We start from the raw sequence: 24121 nt of genomic DNA on the forward strand, positions 1-24121 counted from the left end.
GGCGTCTCGGGGGGTGTCTTGGGGGGCGTCTCAGGGGGTCTCTCCTACGCCCACGGTGCCGGGTCCACCGCTCTCCTCGGCGACACCATCGGCGCCAACCTCGACCGGGCCGTGGCCCGTTGGGGCGCGCGGGAGGCGCTCGTCGACGTGCCGTCCGGGCGGCGCTGGACGTACGCCGAATTCGCCGCCGACGTCGAGGAGTTGGCGTGCGCGCTGCTCGCGAGCGGGGTCGGCAAGGGGGACCGGGTCGGGGTGTGGGCGGTCAACACCCCCGAGTGGGTGCTCGTGCAGTACGCGACCGCCAGGGTCGGCGCGGTCCTGGTCAACATCAACCCCGCGTACCGCACGCACGAGGTCGCCTACGTCCTCGACCAGGCCGGGGTCTCGCTGCTGTTCGCCTCGGTCGCGCACAAGGGCAGCGACTACCGGGCGATGATCGGGCAAGTCAGGGGCCGCTGCCCCGACTTGAGGGAAGCCGTGTACTTCGGGGACCCGGGGTGGGCGGAGTTCGTCGCCCGCGGCGGACCCGTACCGCGCGGTGAACTCATCGCCCGCGAGGCCGAGTTGTCCTGCGACGACCCGGTCAACATCCAGTACACGTCCGGCACGACGGGGTTCCCCAAGGGCGCCACGCTCTCGCACCACAACATCCTCAACAACGGTTACTTCGTGGGGGAGTCGCTGGGGTACGACGAGCAGGACAGAATCTGCATACCCGTCCCCTTCTACCACTGCTTCGGCATGGTGATGGCGAACCTGGCGGCCACTTCACACGGCGCCTGCATGGTCATCCCCGCCCCGTCCTTCGAGCCCGCCGCCACCCTCCACGCGGTCCAGCAAGAACGCTGCACGTCCCTCTACGGCGTACCGACCATGTTCATCGCGGAGTTGAACCTCCCCGACTTCGGTGCGTACGACCTCACGACCCTGCGCACCGGCATCATGGCCGGGTCCCCCTGCCCCGTCGAGGTCATGAAACGCGTCGTCGCCGAGATGCACATGGCCGAGGTCTCCATCTGCTACGGCATGACAGAGACGTCCCCGGTCTCCCTCCAGACGCGCCGCGACGACGACCTCGAACACCGCACGGCGACCGTGGGCCGGGTCCTGCCGCACATCGAGGTGAAGATCGTCGACCCCGCGACCGGTGTCACCCAACCCCGGGGCCGCGCGGGCGAGTTGTGCACGCGGGGCTACAGCGTGATGCTCGGCTACTGGAACGAGCCCGAGAGGACCGCCGAGGCCGTCGACGCCGGCCGCTGGATGCACACCGGCGATCTGGCCGTGATGCGCGAGGACGGCTACGTCGAGATCGTCGGCCGCATCAAGGACATGATCATCAGGGGCGGCGAGAACATCTACCCGCGCGAGATCGAGGAGTTCCTCTACGCCCACCCCAAGATCCGCGACGTCCAGATCGTCGGCGTCCCCCACGAGAAGTACGGCGAAGAGGTCCTCGCCTGCGTCATCCCCCACGACGCGGACGACCCCCCGACGCTGGACGAGATCCGCGGCTACTGCGCGGGCCGCCTCGCCCACTACAAGATCCCGGCCCGGCTGCGGATCCTGGACGCGTTCCCGATGACGGTGTCGGGGAAGGTCCGCAAGATCGAACTGCGGGAGACGTACGGGGCGTAGAGGGTGCGGGGCCTCGCGGGGCGTTCTCGCGGGGCGACGACGCTCGCGGCCGGTTTCCCCCGTGTCCCGGCCGCGAGCCGTCCCCCGTCAGCAGGACCCGCCGCCCCCGTTCCGGCAGGACCCGCTGCACTCAATGTGCCCTGTTTCACGCCAGGTTGAAGCCCTCAGGCGGTTCTTCAGAGGTTCATTTGAGGTTGCCGTACGGCTGCTACGACCGGTGCGGTAACGCATTTATGCGCAGGTACGACGCTGGTGAGGCTGCCGACGATCTCCGCACGGAGGCCGCCGCGGACCGGCGGACGGCTCCCGCGCGGAGGTTCAGCGCAGCCAGTCGAAGGCCCCGGCCCCCGGCCCGTCCCCGGCCCGGTACTCCAGGCTCACCAGCCCGTCGTATCCGGCCGCCGTCAGCCGGTCCAGCCAGGCCGCCAGCGGCAGCGAACCCGTGCCCGGGGCGCCGCGGCCCGGGGCGTCGGCGATCTGGACGTGGCCGGTGACGGGCGCGTACCGGTCGATCGCGGCCGGGACGTCGGCGCCGTTCACTCCGAGGTGGTAGAGGTCCATCAGGAAGCGGGCGTTGCCCAGTCCCGTAAGGGAGTTGACCCGGTGCACGACCTCCACCGCGGACTCGGCGCTCAGCAGGGGGTACCTCGGTGACTCGACCCGGTTGAGGGCCTCGACCAGCAGGGTCGCGCCCACCCGGTGCGCGGCCCGGGCGGCGTACGCGAGGTTCTCCAGGGCCAGCGCGTCCTGTTCGGCGGGGTCGACGCCCTCGACCCGGTTGCCGTACGGCGCGTTGAGCATGCCGCAGCCCAGGGAACCGGCGAAGTCGGCGGCGACGTCGGCATTGGCGCGGAAGCGGTCGGACTCGGCGCCGGGGAGGGAGAGGGCGCCCCGGTCGGGGCCGGGGAGGCGGCCGGAGTAGAAGTTGAGGCCGGTCAGCCGGACGCCGGCGTCGGTGATCGCCCCGCGCAGGGCGTCGAGTTCGGACTGGTCCGGCGTCGGGGTGTCGGGCCACGGCCACCACAGCTCGACGTTGCTGAAACCGCTTGCGGCAACGGCTGCCGGGCGTTCGAGGAGGGGGAGGTGGGTGAAGAGGATCGAGATGTTGACGGTGTAGCGCCGGTCCGTGGAGCTCATCGCCGCCTCCCCAGGTGCGCCGCTTTCGTATGCCGGAAAGGGAATTCTGGCACACGGAGGGCACACCTGATGGATTCCGGGCGGCCTCGGCAACCCCCTGCGGGCGCCCGCCCCCGTCCGGGACAGTGGACGCATGAGTCTGATGACCGACGGCAAGGCACCCGGCCCCGTGCGCTTCTACCTGCGCTGCGACCGCCTCGACTGCGAGGCGCGCGCGGTCTTCGAGCTGGTCATCACGGAACCGGGCCCCGACATCGAGCAGGACCTGATGGGCCACATCATGCACGAGTCGGGGAAGGCGGTTCCCTACATCGCCGAGATGGGCTGGAAGTTCTATCCGGGCGGCATCGGCTACTGGTGCCCGCGCTGCACGGGCCACCGGACGGGCCCGGCACCCGCCGTCGTACGCGACCCGGCGGCACCGAAGCAGCGGGCCCGGCGCAGGCGCCCGAAGTGAGGGCTGCCGCGTCGGCGGTGGCGCGCGTTAGGTTGAGCGCGTGCGATTGAGAGTGGAGTTCACGACCGAGCCCTTCGACCTCGACGAGGTGCCCGCCCACGCGCTCGCGGCCCGTGAGGTGCTGGGCACGGCGGAGCTGGACGCCGTCGACGTCGGCCCGTTCGGCAACACCGCCGAGGGCGAGGCGTCCGCCGTCCTGGGTGCCGTGGACGCCGTGCTGCGCGAGGCGCTCAAGGCCGGCGCCACCCGGGTGTCGCTCCAGGTCAACGTCCTCGGGGGCAATGCCGGGGAGGGGGTGTGAGCGAGCCCGTGGCCCCCCTCGACGACTTCATCACGGCGGTGAAACCGCTGGTCGACGCGATCGGCGGGGAGCTGGTCCCGGCCGACGAGGCGGGCCCCGACGACGTCGTCCTCGCCTGGGCGGGCGCCGACGCCGTCGCCGTACGCCTGCCGCAGCTCGCGGACTCCCTCGACCACATCCTCGCCGCGATGGAGAGGAAGCGCGGGAAACCGCTGGCCGACCTCGACCGCAAGGCCAAGCAGGAGATCGTCCGGACGCTGGAGGCGCGGGGGGCGTTCGCGGTGCGGCACGGGGTGGAGACGGTGGCGAGCGCGCTCGGCGTGAGCCGGTTCACGGTCTACAACTACCTGAACCGTGACAAAGGGATCTAAAGGGTTCACTTGGGGGCCCGGACAGGCACGTAACCCAGAATTTTCAACAAACTGTTGACGAACGTTCGTGCGACGGCGTTAGCTGACGCCGTGACGCCTCCACCCCCGGGCCTGACCCGGTTCAACACCCTCCCCGAGGCCGCCGCCCGAGCCGCCCTCCACGAGGTGTGCGCGGCGACGGCCTGGACCGCCCGCCTCCTGGCGTCCCGCCCGTACGCCACCCCCGAAGCCCTGTACGACGCCGGCGAGGCCGCCGTGCACGAACTCGACGACGCCGGACTGGACGAGGCGCTCGCCGGGCACCCGGCGATCGGGCGACCCCGCCCCGGCGACCCGGCGTCCGCGCGCGAGCAGCGCGGGATGGCCGACGCCGACGCCGCCGTGAGGGCCGAGATGTTCGAACTGAACCTCGCCTACCAGGAACGTTTCGGCCACGTCTTCCTGATCTGCGCGACCGGCCTGACCGGGACGCGGATGCGCGACGCCGCCCGGGAACGGATCGGGAACACGCCGGAGCGCGAACGCGAGATCGTCCGGGGAGAACTCGGCAAGATCAACCGCATCAGGCTCGTACGACTCGTCGAAGGTGATCCCGCATGACCAGCACCGTGTCCACGCACATCCTGGACACCTCGGCCGGCCGCCCGGCCACCGGCGTCACCGTGCGGCTCGCCGTTTCCGCCGAGGGCGACTGGCGGCCGGTCGGCGAGTCGGTGACCGACGCGGACGGCCGCTGCGCGGACTTCCCGCCGCTGCCCGAGGGCACCGCGCACGCCCGCCTCGTCTTCGAGGTCGACGCGGAGTTCTTCCCCGAGGTCACGGTCGCCTTCGCGGTCGGACCCGGCGAGCACTACCACGTACCGCTGCTGCTGAACCCGTTCGGCTACTCCGTCTACCGAGGGAGCTAGGACCCATGACCCGCGCACTGCTCGGCCAGAACCAGTACGGCAAGGCCGAGACCCGAGTCGTCCGCGTCGTCCGCGACGGCGCCACGCACCACATCAAGGACCTCAACGTCTCCGTCTCCCTCAGCGGCGACATGACCGAGGTCCACTACTCCGGCTCCAACGCGAACGTCCTGCCGACCGACACCACGAAGAACACGGTGTACGCGTTCGCCAAGGAGTACGGCATCGACTCCGCCGAGCAGTTCGGCATCGACCTCGCGCGGCACTTCGTCACCTCGCGGGAGACGATCCACCGAGCGCGGGTCCGGATCGAGGAGTTCGCGTGGGAGCGGATCGCCAACGCGGGGGAGGGGGAGCACTCCTTCGTCCGCAAGGGACAGGAAACCCGCCTGGCCCAGATCACTTTTGACGGTACGTCATGGGAGATCGTATCCGGCCTGAAGGACCTCACTGTCCTCAACTCGACCAACTCCGAGTTCTGGGGCTACGTCAAGGACGAGTACACGACCCTCCCCGAGGCGTACGACCGCATCCTCGCGACCGACGTCGCCGCCCGCTGGCGCTTCAACTGGTCCGGCGCGGAAGGCCAGTTGCCCGACTGGCAGGAGTCGTACGAGGAGACGAAGCGGCACATCCTCGAAGCCTTCGCCGAGACGTACTCGCTCTCCCTCCAGCAGACCCTGTACGCGATGGGCGCGCGCGTCGTCGAACACCGGCCGGAGATCGACGAGATCCGCTTCTCGCTGCCCAACAAGCACCATTTCCTCGTGGACTTGAAGCCGTTCGGGCTGAAGAACGACAACGAGGTGTACTTCGCCGCCGACCGGCCCTACGGCCTCATCGAGGCGACGATCCTGCGGGACGGCGCCGAGGCGCGGATTCCGGTGGACCTCACCAACCTTTGACGCTTTGGAGGACCCTGTGATGCCCCAGCGCATCGTCATCGAGAACGCGGCGATCGCGACCGTGGACGCCGACGACACCGAGTACGCCGACGGCTACCTCGTCCTGTCCGGCAACCGTATCGAGTCGCTCGGCGCGGGCCGGGCTCCCGAGGGCCTCACGGACGTCGTCCGCCGTATCGACGCGACCGGCCACCTCGTCACCCCCGGCCTGGTCAACACCCACCACCACTTCTACCAGTGGATCACCAGGGGCCTGGCCACCGACCACAACCTCTTCGACTGGCTCGTCGCCCTCTACCCGACCTGGGCGCGCATCGACGAGCCCATGGTCCGCGCGGCGGCCGAGGGCTCCCTCGCGATGATGGCGCGCGGCGGCGTCACCACCGCGATGGACCACCACTACGTCTTCCCGCGCGGCACCGGCGACCTCTCCGCCGCGATCATCGGCGCCGCGAGCGACATGGGCGTCCGCTTCACGCTCGCGCGCGGCTCGATGGACCGGGGCGAGTCCGACGGCGGCCTGCCGCCCGACTTCGCGGTGGAAACCCTGGACGGCGCACTCGCGGCGACCGAGGAGACGGTACGCCGCCACCACGACCCGTCCTCCGACGCGATGACCCAAGTCGCCGTCGCCCCCTGCTCCCCCTTCTCCGTCTCCACCGAACTCCTGCGCCAAGGCGCCGAGTTGGCCCGCCGCCTCGGTGTCCGCCTGCACACGCACGGGTCGGAGACGGTCGAGGAGGAGAAGTTCTGCCACGAGCTCTTCGGCATGGGGCCCACGGACTACTTCGAGTCCACGGGCTGGCTCGGCGAGGACGTGTGGATGGCGCACTGCGTCCACATGAACGACTCTGACATCGCGGCGTTCGCGCGCACGCGCACCGGGGTCGCGCACTGCCCCTCGTCCAACGCCCGCCTGGCCGCCGGGATCGCCCGGGTGCCGGACATGCTGGCGGCGGGGGTGCCGGTCGGTCTGGGCGTCGACGGCACCGCCTCCAACGAATCCGGGGAACTGCACACGGAGTTGCGCAACGCCCTGCTGATCAACCGGCTGGGGGCGCATCGGGAGGCGGCGCTGAACGCTCGCCAGGCGCTGCGGCTCGGCACGTACGGCGGCGCCCAAGTCCTGGGCCGCGCACGGGAGATCGGCTCCCTGGAGCCCGGCAAGCTGGCGGACCTCGTGCTGTGGCGTCTCGACACGCTGGCGCACGCGTCGATCGCCGATCCGGTGACCGCGCTGGTCTTCGGGGCGGCGGCTCCGGTGACTGCGTCGTTCGTGAACGGGCGTCAGATCGTGGAGGGGGGGCGGTTGTTGACGGTGGACGAGGACACGATTGCGCGGGCCACGCGGAAGGAGGCGCGGAGGTTGGCGGGGATCGTGGCGGGTCGGTAGGGGTGGGCTGATGGAGGCGGGCTGATGGAAGGGGGCCGATGGAGGTGGGCTGGTGGATGCGGACTGATGGAGGTGGGCCGATAGAGGCGGGCTCGGCCCTGCTTCCTCGGCCTTTGCCCTCAGCCCCGCCTTCCCTCCGGCTCCGGCCTCGCCCTCGCTCTTGCCCTTTGGCTTCGCCTCGGGCCTCGGCCTTGGCTTCGGCTGGCCTCTCTTTGGCCCCTGCCTCGGGCCTCGCCCTTGACTCCGGCTGGCTCCTGGCCCTTGGCCCCTTGCTCCCGGCTCTCCCCGGCTCCCCTGCCTCGGGCCTACGCCCTCGCTTTTGACCCTGCCTGGCTCCCCTTGGCCCCTGCATCGGGCCCCGGGCCTTGGGCCTCGCCCTTGACCCCCGCTCTCCGACCCTTGCTCCCGGCTTCGCCCTCCCGGCTCTCCTCGGCTCCACCCCGCCTCCGGCTCCGCCCTTGACCCCTGGCTCCCCTGGGCCCTGGCCCTGCCCCCGGCTTCGCCCCGCTTTTGCCTCTCGCCCTGCTCTTGGTCTCGTCGTCTTCGGCTCACCTCCGGCGAGGCGAAGCCAGTAGGTACCGTTCCCGGGATCGCGGGTCCGTGTGTTCGCTCACTTGCCAGCCTGCCGCCTCCAGTGCCTGGGCGCAGGGTGTGGGTTCGGGGCCGTGTACCGCGACCGCCTCCGGCTGGGGTGTCGCCCGGACCCGGTAGCCGTCGCCGTCCGGCCCGGCGGGGTGCCGGCCCGCCGCCTCAAGGGCCAGCGCGGCGGCGCGGACGAGGTGCGCGCGCTCCCAGGCGCACGGGCGGGTCGTGTCGCCGTCCGGGTCGGTCATCCGGCGCAGCTCCAGGAGCCCCTGCCAGGCGCTGTGCACCTCGCGGGCGCGGGCGGGGGTGCTCGCGGGGGGCGCTTCCTCCCCTCCGACGCGCGCCGCGAAGACCCCGGTGTCCGGAGGCGGCGCGGGGGCCGTCCGCTGCACGGGCTCCTCCCGCACGCGCTGGCCCGCCGGGGTCAGGAAGTACTCGTGCGGCGGCCGGGGATGCCGGAACGCGAGCCCCCGCTTCACCAGCCCCTCAAGCTGCGCGGCCGTCCCCCTCAGCCGCCCGGTGACCGGCTCGGCGGCGTCGATCACCCGCCGCTGAGCGGCCGTCGGCGGTCGTATCACGTCGTACCTCCTCTCCTGCTCAGAAGGCTACGACGCAGGTCTGACAACCGGGCCGGGCCGGCCGGCGGGGGCGTCCGCGAGGAGGGCGGCCCACGGACTGCCCCGAGCCCTTACTGCCGATACCCGCTGAGGAACCGCCCGATCCTTCCGATCGCCGCCTCCAGGTCGTCCGCGTGGGGGAGGGTGAGGATGCGGAAGTGGTCCGGGGTCGGCCAGTTGAAGCCGGTGCCCTGGACGACCTGGATCTTCTCGCGCAGGAGGAGGTCCAGGACGAACTTTTCGTCGTCGTGGATGGGGTAGATCTTGGGGTCGAGGCGGGGGAAGGCGTAGAGGGAGCCCTTGGGGCGGACGCAGGAGACGCCGGGGATCTCGTTCAACTTGCGCCAGGCCACGTCACGTTGCTCGTAGAGGCGGCCCCCGGGCGCGGTGAGGTCGTTGATCGACTGGCGTCCGCCGAGGGCCGCTTGGATGGCGTACTGCGCGGGCGCGTTCGCGCACAGGCGCATGGACGCCAGCATCGTGAGGCCCTCCAGGTAGTTCTTCGCGTGCTGGGTGGGACCGGTCACGACCAGCCAGCCCGAGCGGAAGCCCGCCACGCGGTACGTCTTCGAGAGGCCGCAGAACGTCAGGACGACCAGGTCGGGCGCGAGGGCCGCGGCCGAGTGGTGGACGGCGTCGTCGTAGAGGATCTGGTCGTAGATCTCGTCGGCGAAGACCATCAGGCCATGGCGCCGGGCGAGGTCGAGGATGCCTTCGACGACCTCCTTCGGATACACCGCGCCCGTCGGGTTGTTGGGGTTGATGATCACGACGGCCTTCGTGCGGTCGGTGATCTTCGACGCCATGTCCGCGAGGTCGGGGTTCCAGTCGGACCCCTCGTCGCAGACGTAGTGCACGGCCTTGCCGCCCGCGAGGGTGGTGACGGCGGTCCAGAGGGGGAAGTCCGGCGCGGGGATGAGGATTTCGTCGCCGTCCTCGATGAGCGCCTGGACGGCCATCGAGATGAGCTCGGAGATGCCGTTGCCCAAGTAGACGCTGTCGACGTCGACTTCGAGGCCGAGGTTCTGGTACCGCTGCGCGACGGCGCGGCGCGCGGAGAGGATGCCGCGCGAGTCGGTGTAGCCGTGCGCCTGGGGGAGCATCCGGATCATGTCCTGGACGATCTCCTCGGGCGCCTCGAACCCGAAGAGTGCGGGGTTGCCGGTGTTGAGGCGCAGCACGCTGTGCCCCGCATCCTCCAGCGCGTTGGCGTGCTCGATCACCGGCCCGCGGATCTCGTAGCAGACCTCGCTGAGCTTGTTCGACTGCCGGAACTCCATGCGTCCCTCCGGGAACTCGTGTTGCTTGGTTTTACCAAGTGGGAGCTTGGAAAGTCCAACAACATGTCTAGACTGCGTCGCATGTCACCTCGCCGAAGCTACGACCAGTACTGTTCCGCCGCTCGCGCGCTCGACGTCGTCGGCGACCGCTGGACTCTGCTGATCGTCCGGGAGTTGCTCGCCGGCCCGCGCCGCTACACCGACCTGCATGCCGACCTCCCCGGCGTCAGCACGGACGTCCTCGCCTCCCGGCTGAAGGACATGGAGCGGGACGGCATCGCGGGCCGCCGCAAGCTCCCCCCGCCCGGCGCGGCGTACGTGTACGAACTCACCCCGCGCGGCCGGGAGTTGCTGCCGGTCCTCCAGGCGCTCGGCGCGTGGGGCGAGAGCGAGCTGAACGACCGCCGCCCCACCGACGCGGTCCGCGCCCACTGGTTCGCCCTGCCCCTCGCCCGCGCCCTGGAGGGCCAAGGCGTCGTCCAAGTACGCCTGGACGAAGGAGAGTTCCACCTGTACGTCGGTGAGACGCGGGGCCCGGTGTACGGCGACGGCGCCGCCCCCGTCGAGGCGGACGCCGACCTCGCCCTCGACACGTCGACGTGCACGGCCATAGCGCGAGGGGAGCTGAGCCTCCTGGACGCCGTCCGCGCGGGCCGCGTCGAGGTGGGCGGCGACGGGGCCATCGCCAAGACGCTGCGGGAGGCGTGAGACGCGAAGATGCCCACCTCCCTGAAGAGGCGGGCATCCTGACGATCCGTCACCATGGGTTCAGGCGCCCGGCGGCACCCGCGACGGCCTCCCCGTACCCCGGGTCAGCGCATACCCGCCGATCCCGGCGAGCGCGGCCAGAATGGCACCGACTCCGGTCCACACCCACCGGCTCGACCACCATCCGGACGCCCACCCGTCCTCGGGTTCGAGGCTGAACAGCGTCGCCTTGGAGTCCTCCGCCTTCGTGACCGCGACCCCCGGCACCAGCGGCTCGGACAGCCACCCGTCGACCGCCGCCGCACCGCCGATGTGCTGGGAGTCCACGCGGAGTTCGGCGGAGACCGGCAGCCCGAGGTCGGCGGTCTTCACGCCGACGGTGGTCAGACGGACGTAGTACGTGCCGGGCAGCGGGTCGTTGGCCCACGGCTCCGACCAGGACCGCACCGTCCGCAGCACGCAGGCGAGTTCGAGGGAGCCGGTGCCCTGCGCGGCGGTGTGCGTCTGCGCGCCGTACTGGCACGCCTGACGGCGGCGCAGACCGTCGTACACGTCGAGCTGCCAGGTCTGGCCCGTGTGGGCCTCGGGGAGCTTCAACGTGGCCTTGACGGTGGGGCGTTGGCCCGCGTCGGCGGGGAACGACCAGTACATGTAGTCGCCGGTCGAGCCGCTGGCCGTGGCCGTCCGGCCCTGCTCGATCTCGGCCGCCGTACGGAACGACGTGCCCGCCGAGGTCGGCACCTTGACGTCACCGGACGGGCTCGGGGAGGGGGAGTCGGCGGCGGCCGGGGCCGCGGCGAGGCCCAGCGTCAGCAGAGCGGCACTCAACAGTCCTACAGCACGCATCAGTTGGTCCTCCACACCGCGACACGCCAGCGCGAGAGCCAGCCCCACAGCACACCCGCCAGGAACCCGACGAGCACCAGCACGCCGAGCAGCCACCAGCCGCGGCCGAGGCCGAACGAGGCGACGTCGCTCGCCTGCGACGGCCCGTCCACGACGTCCACCGTCAGCTCCAGCGGCAGACCCGGCGTCGTCTTCACCCCGGCGGCCGGGGAGAAGGAGTTGGTGACCTGGACGCACACCGTCTCGGCGGGAGCGTCGTCCTCGTCGCTGTCCTCCTTCGGGTAGCGAAGTCCCGTGGACAGCACGTCCGTCCGTCCCGTGCCCGACGCCTCGCCGCGCACGATCTCCCGCCCGCTCCGCGTCACCGCCCGCACCAGCAGCCCGTAGTTGGGGTTCACGGCCCGGTCGGCCGACACACTCACCGAACTCCGCAGCTCCTGGCCCGGCTTGACCTCGACCTTGTACCAGCGCTGCTGCGCGAACTCCGTACGGTCCGTGTACAGACCGGACTTGAGGACCGGCGCGCTCGCACAGGTCGCCCCGCCCGTCGTCGCGACCGGCGTCACCACGGGCGCCGCCGCCCGGTCCACCAACTGGTTGACCTTGTCGGTGAGTTCGGTGGTGTGCTCGACCGACGTGTACGTCCCGCCGGTCGCCTCCGCGATGCAGCTGAGCTGCTGGCGCATCTTCGTGTTGGGCACCAGGCCCAGCGTGTCGATGGTCAGCCCGATGCCCTTGGCCGCGATCTCCCGGGCCACCACGCAGGGGTCGAGCGGCGCGCAGGTGTCCTCGCCGTCGCTGATCAGCACGATCCGCTTCGAGCCGGTGCCGCCCTCCAGGTCGTCCGCCGCCGCGAGCAGCGCCGGGCCGATCGGCGTCCAGCCGGTCGGGGAGAGCGTCGCCACCGCCGCCTTCGCCTCGGTGCGGTCCAGCGGGCCGACCTTGTAGAGCTGCGAGGTGTCCTTGCAGCCCGTCTTCTGGTCGTCGCCCGGGTAGTTGGCCCCGAGGGTGCGGATGCCGAGCAGGACGGTCTCCGGGGTCGCGTCGAGCACCTCGTTGAACGCCTGCTTGGCCGCGGCCATCCGCGTCCCGCCGTCCATGTCCTTTGTCCGCATGGAGCCGCTGACGTCGAGCACCAGGTCGACCTTGGGCGAGAGAGCGGTGGTTTCGTCGGCCGCCGCCGCGGTCGGGAACGCGAGCCCGACCGCGAACGAGGCGAGCAGGGCGCAGACTCCCGCCGCCAGCCGTTGTGTTCTGATCATCGACGGATCTTATTGAGCGGGGACGCTCCGCTTCAAAACGGGCCCCGGCAGGGGGCTTTCGGGACAACCCCGGGGAACGTCCGGGGAAACAACGCCTTTGGGAGGCGCGGTCAGCTCTTCAACGGGTTGGGCAGCAGCGCCCATTGATCCCCGCTCACCCCCGGCGACAGCCGCATCAGCGTCAACGCCTTGGTGGGCAGCGGCTGTTCACGCAGGGCCGCGAGATCCGCCGTCGGCGGCAGATCGGGCACGGCCGCCTCCAGCGCCTCGGCAAGTGCCGTACGGCTCCCCGCCGTCGCGCCGAGCGCGCCCGCCACCAGCGAGCCGAACAGCTTGCCGCGCAGGGCCGTCACGTCGTCCGTGAGGATGCGCTCGGGGAGATCCGGGAGCGCGATTCTGCACCGGGCCAGGCGGGTTGGGCTGACCCTGATGTCCGCGAGGTCCCGGTACACCAGCCGCAGCGGGGTGCCGTCCGCCGACAGGACGACCAGGAGGTTCTGCCCGTGCGCCTCCAACGCCACCCCCAGGTCGAGGAGTTGCAGGCCGACCGTCAGGCAGATCCGGGCGAGGTCCGCCAACCAGCCCTGCCGGGCGGGGAGTCCGGTGAACGGGAGCGCCGCCACCGGGACGATGCGCTCACCGGGGGCCGCGTACCGCTGCGGCGACTCGCGCCAGACCGCCGCGAGGTCGGGGGAGTCGGCCGTCGCCGCGCCCGGGGTGCGGGTCACGTGCAGCAGGCCGCCCGTGCGCGCGGCGACCGTCTCCGCGAACGCCGAGAGGGTCGCCGAAGCGAGCACCGAGCCGGTCGAGATGTCCCGCACGGAGGAGGTCAGGCGCGCGCTGAGCGCCGTCTTCACATGCGGGCCGCCGCCCGGGAGGGCGAGCGTGCGCAGGGACATCAGGGGGTGCGCGGTCAGACCCGCGTCGGTCGAGGGGTGCGCCGTCGGGCCCGCGTCGGCCGTGCGCTTCAGGATGTGCCGGGCCTGCCAGGGGTGCACCGGGATCAACAGGCGCGCACCGTCCCGCAGTTCCTCCGGCCACACGCCCGACACGAGGCACTCCTCGACCGGCACGGGGACCAGGCTCAGCCGTACCTCCGGGCGGTGCTCCGGCCCGTACGCGAGCTGCTCCGCCACCGAGAAGCCCGGCCGGGAACGGCAGTTGGGGTGGTACGGGTGACCGTCCACCACCCGCTGCTCCCACTCCCAGTCCGAGACCGGCCAACCCTCGCCGGGCGCCTCCTGGTTGGCCCGGGACAGCGCCAACGACGCCGTGCTGTGCGCGAGTTCGGCCGCGAAGCCCGCCGCGTGCGGAACGCCCAGGTCCGTCATCAGGCGCGCGGGATCGTCGTACCCGGCACCGTCCAGCCGCACGGCATCGACGTACCCGTCCGTCGCGAACGGGTCCGGGGACGGGCCGTGCAGGCGGCGGCCGTCCGCGAGACGCAGCACCCCGGCCGCCTCGTGGGCGGCGATCCAGGGGAGGGGCTCGTGGGTGAGGGCACGCCACAGCCGGGTCAGGACGGCGGCGCGCGCACCGGGCAGCTCGGCCGTGTACCGGGGGCCGAGGTCCGGCCGGTGGACGGCCAGTTCGGCCGCGATCACGGCCTCGGCGGCGGGGGGACGGTGCACGGACGGGCTCCTAGGGGCGAGACGGCTGCGGGGGGCGGGACTGCGGGCGATACGGACGGAAGCGTACGGAGGGTGTCATGGCAGGCTGTGCCCACGGCGATACCGATCGCCCCCGCCCGCGGGGACCGCAGAGCCCCCCGCATGGACCGTAGAGAACGAGTGCACCGAGTGACTGCCCACCCCCCGACCGCCGACGCGTACGCCGCCGCACCCCTGCTGAACTGCCTCCTGCGGGAGCTCGCGGAGCCGACGCCCGAACCCGGCGTCCACCGCCTGCCGAGCGGACGGCTGCTGAGGGTGAGGGGCGAACGCAGGCCGACACAACCGGAGTTGACCGGCGGCTCGGCGCTCGCGGGGGACGGCGGCGCACGGCTTGAGGAGGGCGCGGACCTGGAGCCGGGCGGCGGCTCCCACTCCGGCAAGCCCGCGGACGCTGCCCCCGACCCGGCTCCCGGTCACCCCCTCGACCACCCCACGGCCGCTGCCCCCGCCCCGGCCCCCGGCCGCCCCCTCGACCACCCCGCCCTCGTACACCTCGTAGCCGAAGAACTCCGCCTCCACACCGGCCTCGACAACCCCGACCTCCCCGCCGAGATGCTCGACAGCCGTGACGTCGTCGCCGCGATCCTCGAAGCCCGCGCGCACGCCGCACCGCCGAAGGACCCGTACCGCCGTTCCGAGCAGTCCCTGGTCACCGGCCACCCCTACCACCCCGCCCCCAAGGCGCGCGGCGGCGGACCGGCCGCGACCTGGCTGCCGTACGCCCCCGAGGTGTACGCCGCTTTCCCGCTCGCCCTGCTCGGCGTCCGCGAGGACCAGGTCGTCGAGGAGGGCGACGTCTCCGCGCTGGACGCCCTCGGCGCGGCCCCGCCCGGCTACCGCCTGCTCCCCGCGCACCCCTGGCAGCTCGACCTCCTCGGCGGGGCGTTGCAGCAAGCGGTTGCGGAAAAGCGGCTGATCCACCTCGGCACGACCGCCCCCGACGCCTGGCCGACCGCCGCGATCCGCACCGTCTACACCCCCGCGCGCGACCTGTTCCTCAAGTTCAGCCTGGACGTCCGCATCACCAACGACATCCGCCGTCTCTGGGCCCACGACCTGCGGAAACTCCGCCGCACGGACGAGGCGGCGGCCCGCGCCCTGCCCGGCGCGTGGCTGAGCGACCGCGGCTACCGCACCGCCGCCTTCGCCTTCGAGGAACTCGCCGTCCTGGTCCGCGACGGCTTCGGCGGCCTCACCACGACCCCGCTCCTCGCGGCGGCCCTCGCGGAGGGCTTCGACGGCAACCCCCTGGCGGCCACGACCGACCCCGAGGGCTGGTGGGCGGCGTACCTCAGGGCCGTCGTACAACCCGCGGTAACCGGTTTCGCAAACGGCGTCGTCCTCGAAGCCCACGCCCAGAACACCCTGATCGCCGTGGACGCCGAAGGCACCCCCGTCCAGGCCCTCTACCGCGACGCGGAGGGCGTCAAGCTCCTCACCGACGTCGACCGCGCGGCCGGCTGGGAGCGCCTCGTGTACACGCTCGTCGTCAACCACCTCACCGAGACCGCCGCCGCCCTCGCCGAACACCACCCGGGTTTCGCCCCCTGGCCCGCCGTACGCGGGGAGTTCGAGCGGTACGACCTCCCCGAGGCGAGGGCGCTCCTGTCGTCCCCGACGCTCCCCGGCAAGACGAACCTCCTCCTGCGCTGGACCCGCGCGGACGGCGCGGACGCCCGCTACCTGCCGCTCCCGAACCCGATGGCGAGCCCCTGACCTGCCTTAGGCTGGCCCCTGTGCTGCGCGAAGTGACTGCCGTCCGATACGTGACCCCCCTCAGGTCGGGCGGTTCCGTGCCCGGTGTCGTCGAGGCCGACGACCTGGGGACGTACGTCGTGAAGTTCACGGGATCGGCGCAGGGCCGCAAGGCGCTGGTCGCCGAGGTGATCGTGGGGGAGCTGGCGCGGGCGCTGGGGCTGCGGTTCCCGGAACTGGTGCTGGTCCACTTCGATCCCCGGATCGCGGACGGGGAACCGCACCAGGAGGTCCGCGACCTGCACGCGGCGAGCGCCGGCCTCAACCTCGGCATGGATTACCTGCCGGGCGCCCGCGACTTCACGCCGGATGTTGCACAAGCGTTTGCTGTCGATTCTCTGGAGGCCGGCCGCGTCGTCTGGCTCGACGCGCTCACCGTCAACGTCGACCGCACCGTGCACAGCTCGAACCTGATGGTGTGGCCCACGATCGGCGTCACCCCGCCCCGGCTGTGGCTCATCGACCACGGCGCGGCCCTCGTCTTCCACCACCGCTGGGACGCCTCGGAGCCCGAGAAGGCGTACGACTTCCGCCACCACGCCCTCGGCACGTACGCCCCCGACGTCCGCGCCGCCGACGCCGAACTCGCCCCGAAAGTCACGGAAGAGCTGCTGCGGACGATCGTCGCCGAGGTCCCCGACGCGTGGCTCACCGAGGACTTCGCGACGCCCGCCGAGGCCCGCGAGGCGTACGTCGCCTACCTGCACGCCCGCGTACGGGCCTCCGCGCGGTGGCTGCCCACCGACTTCCCGACCCGGGAGGAACTCGCCGCCGAGAACGCCCTGCGCGCCGCGGCGAACCAGAAGGGACGCCCCGCGTGGCTCAAGCAGGTCCCCGACCTGCACGGCAAGCCCGCGGCCGAACAGGATTGGTCGGTGCACCTCGGATGAGTGGCCGTGTCGAGATCGAGTACTGCACCCAGTGCCGCTGGCTGCCGCGCGCGGCCTGGCTCGCGCAGGAGCTGCTGACCACGTTCGAGGGGGAGTTGACGGAGCTCGCCCTGAAGCCGGGCACGGGCGGGGTGTTCGTCGTGCGGGCGAACGGCGAGGTCGTGTGGGACCGGCGCGTGAACGGGTTCCCGGAGCCGACGGCGGTGAAGAAGGCCGTACGCGACCGAGTGGCCCCGGGCAAGACCCTGGGCCACTCGGAACGCTCAAAACCCTTGTGAGGCTCAGCCCTTGAGCTGTTCGTAGGCGGGCAGCGTCAGGAAGTCCGCGTAGTCGTCGTCGAGGGAGACCTGGAGCAGGAGGTCGTGCGCCTGCTGCCAGTGACCGGAGTTGAAGGCGTCCTCACCCAACTCGGCCTTGATGGCGGAGAGTTCGTCGGCGGCGATCGTCCGGACCAGCTCCGGGGTCGCCTTCTGGCCGTTCTCGAACCGGACCCCCGCGTCGATCCACTGCCAGATCTGCGAGCGGGAGATCTCGGCGGTGGCCGCGTCCTCCATGAGGTTGAAGATGGCGACCGCGCCGAGCCCGCGCAGCCACGCCTCGATGTAACGCACGCCCACCTGAACGGCGTTGACGAGTCCGTCGTACGTCGGCTTCGCGTCGAGCGAGTCGATCGCGATGAGGTCGGCGGCCTCGACGTGGACGTCCTCGCGGAGCCGGTCCTTCTGGTTCGGCTTCTCGCCGAGGACCCGGTCGAAGGACTCCAGCGCGATCGGGACCAGGTCGGGGTGCGCGACCCAGGAGCCGTCGAAACCGTCGTTCGCCTCACGGTCCTTGTCCGCGCGGACCTTCTCGAACGCGACCTTGTTGACCTCCGCGTCCCGGCGGGACGGGATGAACGCGGCCATGCCGCCGATCGCGTGCGCGCCGCGCTTGTGGCAGGTGCGGACGAGGAGTTCGGTGTACGCGCGCATGAACGGGGCCGTCATCGTGACCAGGTTGCGGTCCGGGAGGATGAACCGGTCCCCGCCGTCACGGAAGTTCTTCACGATGGAGAACAGGTAGTCCCAGCGGCCCGCGTTCAACCCCGAGGCGTGGTCGCGGAGTTCGTAGAGGATCTCCTCCATCTCGTAGGCCGCGGTGATGGTTTCGATCAGGACGGTCGCGCGGATCGTGCCCTGCGGGATGCCGACGTAGTCCTGCGCGAAGACGAACACCTCGTTCCACAGGCGGGCTTCGAGGTGGGACTCCGTCTTCGGGAGGTAGAAGTACGGGCCCTTGCCGAGGTCGATCAGGCGCTGCGCGTTGTGGAAGAAGTACAGGCCGAAGTCGACGAAGGCGCCCGGGACTTGGTCGCCGTTCGCGTCGACGAGGTGGCGCTCGTTGAGGTGCCAGCCGCGCGGGCGCATGACGACCGTGGCGAGTTCGTCGTCCGGGCGCAGGGCGTACGACTTGCCGGTGCGCTCGTCCGTGAAGTCGATGTTCCGGCGGTACGCGTCGGACAGGTTCAGCTGGCCGAGGACCACGTTCTCCCAGGTCGGCGCCGAGGCGTCCTCGAAGTCCGCGAGCCAGATCTTCGCGCCCGAGTTGAGGGCGTTGATCGTCATCTTGCGGTCGGTGGGGCCCGTGATCTCGACGCGGCGGTCGTTCAGGGCGGCGGGGGAGGGGGCGACCCGCCACGACTCGTCCGTGCGGATCGCGGCCGTCTCCGGGAGGAAGTCCAGCGTCGAGGTGCGGGCGATCTCGGCGCGGCGCTCCGCGCGCCGGGCGAGGAGCTCGGCGCGGCGCGGGGTGAAGCGCTGGTGCAGCTCCGCCACGAAAGCGAGCGCCGCGTCCGTCAGGACCTCCTCCTGCCGGGGCAGGGGTTCGACGTCGACGAGGGTCAGCGGGGACGGCGCCGGTGCGGACATGAGCGGTCACTTCCTTCGCGGGGTGCGCTTCGAGGGGCGAGATTCTGCTGAGTGGATACTAGTTTCCTCATCGTGGAACTTCAATGGTCTGCCGGGGCGGGGGACACGCAGGGTGCCGTGGCTCACTCCAGCCGCCCCAGATCCGCCTCGACGTCGATGTCGTACGCCTCCGCGACGTCCCCGCACTCCACGAGCCGCACCCGATGCCCCCTCAGGTACGCGCGGGCCCCCTGATCCCCCGTGGCGGCCTCTGAGACCCCCGCCCAGTGCGCCGACCCGAACAGCACGGGATGCCCGCGTACCCCGTCGTAGGCGGCCGACACCAGCGACCCCTCGTCCTCGTACGCCTCCACCACCCGCCGCACCGCCTCCGGGCCGATCCCCGGCTGGTCCACCAGCGACACGAGCACCGCACGCGCGCGCGTGCGGGCGACCGACGCCAGCCCCGCCCGCAGCGACGACCCCATGCCCTCCTCCCACGCCGGGTTCCCGACGAGGACGCAGCCCTCCAGGCGGGCCGTGTCCCGTACGGTGCCGGCGGCGGCGCCCAGGACGACGTGCACGCGCGCGAGACCGGCCGCACGGAGTGTCGTCACGGCGTGTTCGACCAGCGGGCGGCCCCTGTGCGGGAGGAGCGCCTTGGGGCGTCCGCCGAGGCGCCGGCCGCCGCCCGCCGCGAGCAGCAGAGCAGCTACCTGGACTTCGTTGTGCGTCATCCCTCCTGCATACCTGGACCGGCCCTCCCGCGCGTGCGCGTGGGGGGCTGATTTTCCGTCCTTTGTGTGGCGCCGCGCCGTACGGGTGGCGTTTACTGGCCCGCGTCCCGAGGCGGGCTCGGCCGCCGCCCCGGGGCGTCAGGGCGCGAGGGGGGAGAAGCGGTGCTGCGGAGCGTGGGGCAGAGGGAAGTGACCGACGAGGATCCCAGAGTCACGGAGTTGCGTACGGCGGTCTCCCGCCTGCGCCGCGAACTCGCCGCGCATCCGGCCGAGTTCCCGGACCGGGGCATCGCCGAGGACGAACTGGCGGCGCTCGCCGCGATGACGCACCACGGCACGCCCGAGATCCCCCGGCTGCGCACCTCGCTGCTCGCGCTGGCGGGGGCCATCGGGTCGGTCAGCGCGCTGTCGAGGGGGCTGGCGGAGGTGCGGGCGGCGGTGGAGCTGTTCGGGGGGCCGGGGCGGCGCTGAGGGGGCGTTGGGGGCGTGAGGGGGGCGAGGGGTACTGAGGGGGCTGAGGGGGGTTCAGCGCCATCGCGGAGCGGGGAACGCCCCCCGGTACCCGACGTCGCCCACCCGGTTCTCGAACTGCTCGCACAGCCAGGTTTCCTGCACGAACCCCGAGCGCTGGTCCAGGCACGCGAAGATGCCGTTGGGGCCCTGCTTGCCGGTGACCCGGCGATACGCGTCCTTCGCGTCCCGGAAGCACGCCAGATCGCCCATCAGCGCGCACGCGCCGGGGGGATAGTCGGACCAGGCGCAGGAGACGCACGCCTTGATGCGGACGCCGGACGGCAGGGTGCGCTGGATCTCGTGGAGGGCGGCCTCGAAGTCGCCGCAGCCGTCGGCGGGGTAGTCGTGTCCGTCGTGGTGGAGGACGGCGCGGAAGTCCTGGTCGGCGAGTGCGGACCCGGCGAGGTCGCCGAGCTGGAGGGTGCAGTGCAGCGTCCCCGCGCGCGTGCCGTCGCCCTCGACGATCAGCGGAAGCGGCTCGGACCACTCCAGGAGGCAGTCGCACAGGCCCCCTTCGCGGAAGGTGAACCCTTCGGCGGGCGGCTCGCCGGACAGCGCGCCCAGGTCGTCCATATTGTCGCCCTCGAAGAGGACGCCCCTGATCGTCGTCCGGATCTCGCTCCCGTCCGACACGAACACCACCGTCTCGCGCCCGTGGCGGTCCGTGTAGTGCCCCGGCCAGTACCGCACGTCAGCCGGCGTTCTGGCTGGCCAGCGAGACCGACAGCTCCCGGGCGACCTGCTGGAGCACCGGGACGATGCGCTCGGTCGCCTGTTCCGTGACGCGCCCGGCGGGCCCGGAGATCGAGATCGCCGCGGCGGTGGGGGAGTCGGGCACGGAGACGGCGAGGCAACGGACGCCGATCTCCTGCTCGTTGTCGTCGACGGCGTACCCGAGGTCGCGTACGGCCCGCAGGGCGGCCAGGAAGGCGTCGGGGGTGGTGATGGTCTTCTCGGTGGCCGCGGGCATCCCCGTGCGCCCCAGGAGGGCGCGTACGTCCCCGTCGGGGAACCCGGCGAGGAGCGCCTTGCCGACGCCGGTGGAGTGCGGCAGGACGCGCCGGCCGACCTCCGTGAACATCCGCATCGAGTGCTTGGACGGCACCTGCGCGACGTACACGATCTCGTCGCCGTCCAGGAGCGCCATGTTCGCGGTCTCCCCGGTCTCCTCGACGAGCCGCGCGAGATGGGGCCGCGCCCAGGTGCCCAGCAGGCGCGACGCCGACTCGCCGAGGCGGATCAGGCGGGGGCCGAGCGCGTAGCGGCGGTTCGGCTGCTGGCGGACGTACCCGCAGGCCACCAGCGTGCGCATCAGGCGGTGGATCGTCGGCAGCGGCAGCCCGCTGCTCGCCGACAGCTCGCTCAGCCCGACCTCGCCGCCCGCGTCCGCCATCCGCTCCAGGAGGTCGAACGCGCGCTCGAGGGACTGGACCCCTCCGCCTGCGGACTTGGCGGACTCGGAGGTGCTGGCGCTGGACGGCGGCACGGCGCGTTCCTTTCGGCAGTCAGGAGGCAGCAGCCTACCCGTCGGCGTGTTGACTCCTCGGTGGTGCGTCGTTACGTTCTGGCAGGTGAAAGAGTAATTCCGTGATCCGGAAACCGCTAGGCCGGAGGGTGGGCCCTTGACGCTCCGAAGGGGCTGAGTGAAGACTCCTTCAACAGAAAGTTGAACTTCGTTACGGGGATGTAAACCCAGGTCAGAGAGGGGTTCCGGGTGTCCGAGGCCGAACTGGTCCTGCGCTCCACGCGCGTGGTCACGCCCGAGGGCGAGCGAGCCGCCGCGATCGCGGTCTCGGGCGGCGTGATCACCGCCGTCCTGCCCTACGACGCCGCGCCGCCGCCCGGCGCGCGCGTGGAGGACGTCGGCGACCACGTCGTCCTGCCCGGCCTCGTCGACACGCACGTGCACGTCAACGACCCCGGCCGCACCCACTGGGAGGGCTTCTGGACCGCCACGCGCGCCGCGGCGGCCGGCGGCATCACCACCCTCGTCGACATGCCCCTCAACTCCCTCCCGCCGACGACCACCGTCGACCACCTCGACGTGAAGCGGAAGACCGCCGCCGACAAGGCGCACATGGACGTCGGCTTCTGGGGCGGCGCCCTGCCCGGCAACACGGCCGACCTGCGCCCCCTGCACGACGCCGGGGTCTTCGGCTTCAAGGCGTTCCTGTCGCCCTCCGGGGTCGACGAGTTCCCGCACCTCGACCGCGAGCACCTCGCGCGCGCACTGGCGGAGATCGCCGCCTTCGACGGCCTGCTCATCGTCCACGCGGAGGACCCCCACCACCTGGAGACCGCCCCCCAGCAGGGCGGCCCCAAGTACGCCGACTTCCTCGCCTCCCGCCCGCGCCACGCCGAGGACACGGCGATCGCGCACCTCCTGGACGAGGCGAAACGCCTCCACGCGCGCGTGCACGTGCTGCACCTGTCCTCCAGCGACGCCCTCCCGCTGATCGCCGCGGCCAAGGCGGACGGCGTCCGCGTCACCGTCGAGACCTGCCCGCACTACCTGACCCTCACCGCCGAGGAAGTCCCCGACGGCGCCAGCGAGTTCAAGTGCTGCCCGCCCATCCGCGAGGCCGCCAACCAGGACCTCCTGTGGCAGGCCCTCGCCGACGGGACCATCGACTGCGTGGTCACCGACCACTCGCCCTCCACGGCCGACCTGAAGACCGACGACTTCGCCACCGCGTGGGGCGGCATCTCCGGCCTCCAGCTCAGCCTCTCCGCCGTCTGGACGGCCGCCCGCGCGCGCGGACACGCGCTGGAGGACGTGGTGCGCTGGATGTCGTCCCGCACGGCCGCCCTGGTGGGCCTCGACGGCCGCAAGGGCGCGATCACCCCCGGCCACGACGCCGACTTCGCCGTCCTCGCCCCCGACGAGACGTTCACCGTCGACCCCGAGGCCCTCCAGCACCGCAACCGCGTCACCGCGTACGCGGGCCGGACCCTGTACGGCGTCGTGAAGTCCACCTGGCTGCGTGGCGAACGCATCCACGCCGACGGCGAGTTCACCGCCCCGAAGGGCCGCCTCCTGACCCGCGACCACTGACACCCGCACCGGCCACTCCCGAAAGGCACCCCCGTGACGGCGATCCCCCGTTTCACCGGCGACGCGCAGCCCTACCAGGGCGGCGACCCGTACGCGGACCACCGCAGCGCCGACCTCCCCTTCACGCACCTCGCCGACCTCGCCGACCGGCAGCTCGGCGCCGGAGTGATCGCCGCCAACGACGAGTTCTTCGCCCACCGGGAGAACCTCCTGCTGCCCGGGCGCGCGGTCTTCGACCCCGAGCACTTCGGGCACAAGGGCAAGGTCATGGACGGCTGGGAGACCCGCCGCAGGCGCGGCGCCTCGGCCGAGCACCCCTGGCCGACGGCCGACGACCACGACTGGGCGCTGATCCGCCTCGGCGTCCCCGGCGTCGTGCGCGGCATCGTCGTCGACACGGCCCACTTCCGCGGCAACTACCCGAAGGCGGTCTCCGTCGGGGCCACCTCGCTGCCGGGCACGCCCTCCCCGGAGGAACTCCTCGGCGACGACGTCAAGTGGACGACCCTCGTCCCGCGCACCGAGGTCGGCGGCCACGCGGCGAACGGCTTCGCCGTCGACGTCGAACAGCGCTTCACGCACCTGCGCCTCAATCAGCACCCCGACGGCGGCATCGCGCGCCTGCGCGTGTACGGCGAGGTCGTCCCCGACCCCGAGTGGCTCGCCGTCCTCGGCGCCTACGACGTCGTCGCCCTGGAGAACGGCGGCGCCGCCGAGGACGCCTCCAACCTGTTCTACTCCCCGGCGTCCAACACCATCCGCCCCGGCCGCTCCCGCCAGATGGACGACGGCTGGGAGACGCGCCGCCGCCGCGACCAGGGCAACGACTGGATCCGCTACCGCCTCGCCGCCCAGTCCGAGATCCGCGCGGTCGAGATCGACACCGCGTACCTGAAGGGCAACAGCGCCGGCTGGGCCAGTGTCTCGGTCCGGGACGGAGAGGACGCCGGGGACGACGCCTGGCGCGAGATCCTCCCGCGCACGCGCCTGCAACCCGACACGAACCACCGCTTCGTCCTCCCGCAGCCGGCCGTCGGCACGCACGCGCGGGTGGACATCTTCCCGGACGGCGGGATCTCCCGGCTGCGGCTGCACGGCGCGCTCACCACGAAGGGCGCGGCCGACCTGGCGGCACGCCACCGGGAGCTCGGCGGCTGATCCGTACCGGGTGAACCGGTGAGCTCCGCGCGCGGGCGGGGTCCGA

At 72.0% G+C, this 24121-nt stretch carries 25 protein-coding genes; 15 read left to right on the top strand and 10 right to left on the bottom strand.

The features are described from left to right. Positions 1-18: 18 nt before the first annotated feature. On the top strand, positions 19-1638 hold the full coding sequence (locus PV682_RS04720; RefSeq protein ID WP_319724338.1) for an AMP-binding protein: 1620 nt from the start codon (positions 19-21) through the stop codon (positions 1636-1638). Between the two features lie 318 nt (positions 1639-1956). Here PV682_RS04720 and PV682_RS04725 read toward each other — a convergent pair whose 3' ends face one another. Next, positions 1957-2775 carry a TIM barrel protein gene (locus PV682_RS04725; RefSeq protein WP_319724340.1) on the bottom strand — a complete coding sequence of 273 codons (819 nt, stop codon included), beginning with the start codon at positions 2773-2775 and terminating at the stop codon, positions 1957-1959. A 133-nt stretch (positions 2776-2908) separates the two neighbouring features. Between PV682_RS04725 and PV682_RS04730 the strand changes: the two genes are divergently transcribed. From PV682_RS04730 to PV682_RS04760, 7 genes are all read left to right on the top strand, one after another. Further along, entirely contained in the window at positions 2909-3232 is a 324-nt protein-coding gene (locus tag PV682_RS04730) for a hypothetical protein (RefSeq protein ID WP_319724342.1), read from the top strand. 40 nt (positions 3233-3272) lie between these two features. Continuing rightward, entirely contained in the window at positions 3273-3533 is a 261-nt protein-coding gene (locus tag PV682_RS04735; protein WP_319724344.1) for a hypothetical protein, read from the top strand. After that, on the top strand, positions 3530-3904 hold the full coding sequence (locus PV682_RS04740; RefSeq protein ID WP_407705597.1) for a helix-turn-helix domain-containing protein: 375 nt from the start codon (positions 3530-3532) through the stop codon (positions 3902-3904). Before PV682_RS04735 ends, PV682_RS04740 begins: the two co-directional genes overlap by 4 nt. 90 nt (positions 3905-3994) lie before the next feature. Continuing rightward, complete coding sequence (gene uraD, locus PV682_RS04745) at positions 3995-4504, top strand: 2-oxo-4-hydroxy-4-carboxy-5-ureidoimidazoline decarboxylase (protein ID WP_319724346.1); 510 nt, start codon at positions 3995-3997, stop codon at positions 4502-4504. Further along, the gene (uraH, locus tag PV682_RS04750; protein WP_319724348.1) at positions 4501-4812 is read left to right on the top strand and encodes a hydroxyisourate hydrolase; all 312 of its coding nucleotides are present in this window, start codon (positions 4501-4503) and stop codon (positions 4810-4812) included. Before uraD ends, uraH begins: the two co-directional genes overlap by 4 nt. Positions 4813-4817: 5 nt before the next feature. Continuing rightward, positions 4818-5717 carry a factor-independent urate hydroxylase gene (pucL, locus tag PV682_RS04755; RefSeq protein WP_319724350.1) on the top strand — a complete coding sequence of 300 codons (900 nt, stop codon included), beginning with the start codon at positions 4818-4820 and terminating at the stop codon, positions 5715-5717. A 19-nt stretch (positions 5718-5736) separates the two neighbouring features. Then, positions 5737-7110: an 8-oxoguanine deaminase gene (locus PV682_RS04760; RefSeq protein WP_319724352.1), complete on the top strand. Its 1374-nt coding sequence runs from the start codon at positions 5737-5739 to the stop codon at positions 7108-7110. Positions 7111-7658: 548 nt separating this feature from the next. Here PV682_RS04760 and PV682_RS04765 read toward each other — a convergent pair. After that, positions 7659-8273, bottom strand: a complete 615-nt coding sequence (locus PV682_RS04765) for a hypothetical protein (RefSeq protein WP_319724353.1) — start codon at positions 8271-8273, stop codon at positions 7659-7661. A gap of 110 nt (positions 8274-8383) precedes the next feature. Beyond that, positions 8384-9592, bottom strand: a complete 1209-nt coding sequence (locus PV682_RS04770) for a pyridoxal phosphate-dependent aminotransferase (RefSeq protein ID WP_319724355.1) — start codon at positions 9590-9592, stop codon at positions 8384-8386. Positions 9593-9673: 81 nt separating this feature from the next. On the opposite strand from PV682_RS04770, the gene PV682_RS04775 reads away from it, so the two are divergent. Then, the gene (locus PV682_RS04775; protein WP_319724357.1) at positions 9674-10300 is read left to right on the top strand and encodes a winged helix-turn-helix transcriptional regulator; all 627 of its coding nucleotides are present in this window, start codon (positions 9674-9676) and stop codon (positions 10298-10300) included. 60 nt (positions 10301-10360) lie between these two features. On the opposite strand, the gene PV682_RS04780 is transcribed toward PV682_RS04775, so the two are convergent. The 3 genes from PV682_RS04780 to PV682_RS04790 all read right to left on the bottom strand — a co-directional run bounded on the left by PV682_RS04780 (position 10361) and on the right by PV682_RS04790 (position 14039). Continuing rightward, entirely contained in the window at positions 10361-11146 is a 786-nt protein-coding gene (locus PV682_RS04780; protein ID WP_319724359.1) for a hypothetical protein, read from the bottom strand. Further along, a complete protein-coding gene (locus PV682_RS04785) occupies positions 11146-12408 on the bottom strand; it encodes a VWA domain-containing protein (protein WP_319724361.1) in 1263 nt (420 codons plus the stop codon). Before PV682_RS04785 ends, PV682_RS04780 begins: the two co-directional genes overlap by 1 nt. Before the next feature lie 110 nt (positions 12409-12518). Further along, positions 12519-14039, bottom strand: coding sequence for an IucA/IucC family siderophore biosynthesis protein (locus PV682_RS04790; RefSeq protein ID WP_319724363.1), 1521 nt, complete (start codon positions 14037-14039; stop codon positions 12519-12521). A gap of 141 nt (positions 14040-14180) precedes the next feature. On the opposite strand from PV682_RS04790, the gene PV682_RS04795 reads away from it, so the two are divergent. Genes PV682_RS04795 through PV682_RS04805 form a run of 3 tightly spaced genes read left to right on the top strand, consistent with a single transcriptional unit; the run spans position 14181 to position 17004 of the window. Continuing rightward, on the top strand, positions 14181-15797 hold the full coding sequence (locus tag PV682_RS04795; protein ID WP_407705598.1) for an IucA/IucC family protein: 1617 nt from the start codon (positions 14181-14183) through the stop codon (positions 15795-15797). A gap of 20 nt (positions 15798-15817) precedes the next feature. Then, the gene (locus tag PV682_RS04800; RefSeq protein WP_319724367.1) at positions 15818-16726 is read left to right on the top strand and encodes a HipA family kinase; all 909 of its coding nucleotides are present in this window, start codon (positions 15818-15820) and stop codon (positions 16724-16726) included. Further along, positions 16723-17004, top strand: a complete 282-nt coding sequence (locus PV682_RS04805; RefSeq protein ID WP_319724369.1) for a SelT/SelW/SelH family protein — start codon at positions 16723-16725, stop codon at positions 17002-17004. Before PV682_RS04800 ends, PV682_RS04805 begins: the two co-directional genes overlap by 4 nt. Before the next feature lie 3 nt (positions 17005-17007). Here the strand turns inward: PV682_RS04805 and aceB are convergent, their stop codons facing one another. Then, positions 17008-18633 carry a malate synthase A gene (gene aceB / locus PV682_RS04810; RefSeq protein WP_319724372.1) on the bottom strand — a complete coding sequence of 542 codons (1626 nt, stop codon included), beginning with the start codon at positions 18631-18633 and terminating at the stop codon, positions 17008-17010. Between the two features lie 122 nt (positions 18634-18755). Next, entirely contained in the window at positions 18756-19349 is a 594-nt protein-coding gene (locus PV682_RS04815) for a nucleotidyltransferase family protein (protein WP_319724374.1), read from the bottom strand. A gap of 162 nt (positions 19350-19511) precedes the next feature. Here PV682_RS04815 and PV682_RS04820 point away from each other — a divergent pair, with 162 nt between their 5' ends. Then, entirely contained in the window at positions 19512-19820 is a 309-nt protein-coding gene (locus PV682_RS04820) for a DUF5955 family protein (protein ID WP_319724377.1), read from the top strand. Positions 19821-19874: 54 nt separating this feature from the next. Here PV682_RS04820 and PV682_RS04825 read toward each other — a convergent pair whose 3' ends face one another. Beyond that, on the bottom strand, positions 19875-20552 hold the full coding sequence (locus tag PV682_RS04825; protein WP_319724379.1) for a DUF6304 family protein: 678 nt from the start codon (positions 20550-20552) through the stop codon (positions 19875-19877). Between the two features lies 1 nt (position 20553). Then, positions 20554-21348, bottom strand: a complete 795-nt coding sequence (locus PV682_RS04830; RefSeq protein ID WP_319724381.1) for an IclR family transcriptional regulator — start codon at positions 21346-21348, stop codon at positions 20554-20556. Between the two features lie 228 nt (positions 21349-21576). On the opposite strand from PV682_RS04830, the gene allB reads away from it, so the two are divergent. Together allB and alc are read left to right on the top strand one after the other, a co-directional pair. Continuing rightward, positions 21577-22917 carry an allantoinase AllB gene (gene allB / locus PV682_RS04835; protein WP_319724383.1) on the top strand — a complete coding sequence of 447 codons (1341 nt, stop codon included), beginning with the start codon at positions 21577-21579 and terminating at the stop codon, positions 22915-22917. 33 nt (positions 22918-22950) lie between these two features. Continuing rightward, positions 22951-24075 carry an allantoicase gene (gene alc, locus PV682_RS04840; RefSeq protein WP_319724385.1) on the top strand — a complete coding sequence of 375 codons (1125 nt, stop codon included), beginning with the start codon at positions 22951-22953 and terminating at the stop codon, positions 24073-24075. The last annotated feature ends 46 nt before the right edge of the window (positions 24076-24121 follow it).

Source organism: Streptomyces niveiscabiei, assembly GCF_033794345.1.
Lineage (GTDB): Bacteria > Actinomycetota > Actinomycetes > Streptomycetales > Streptomycetaceae > Streptomyces > Streptomyces niveiscabiei.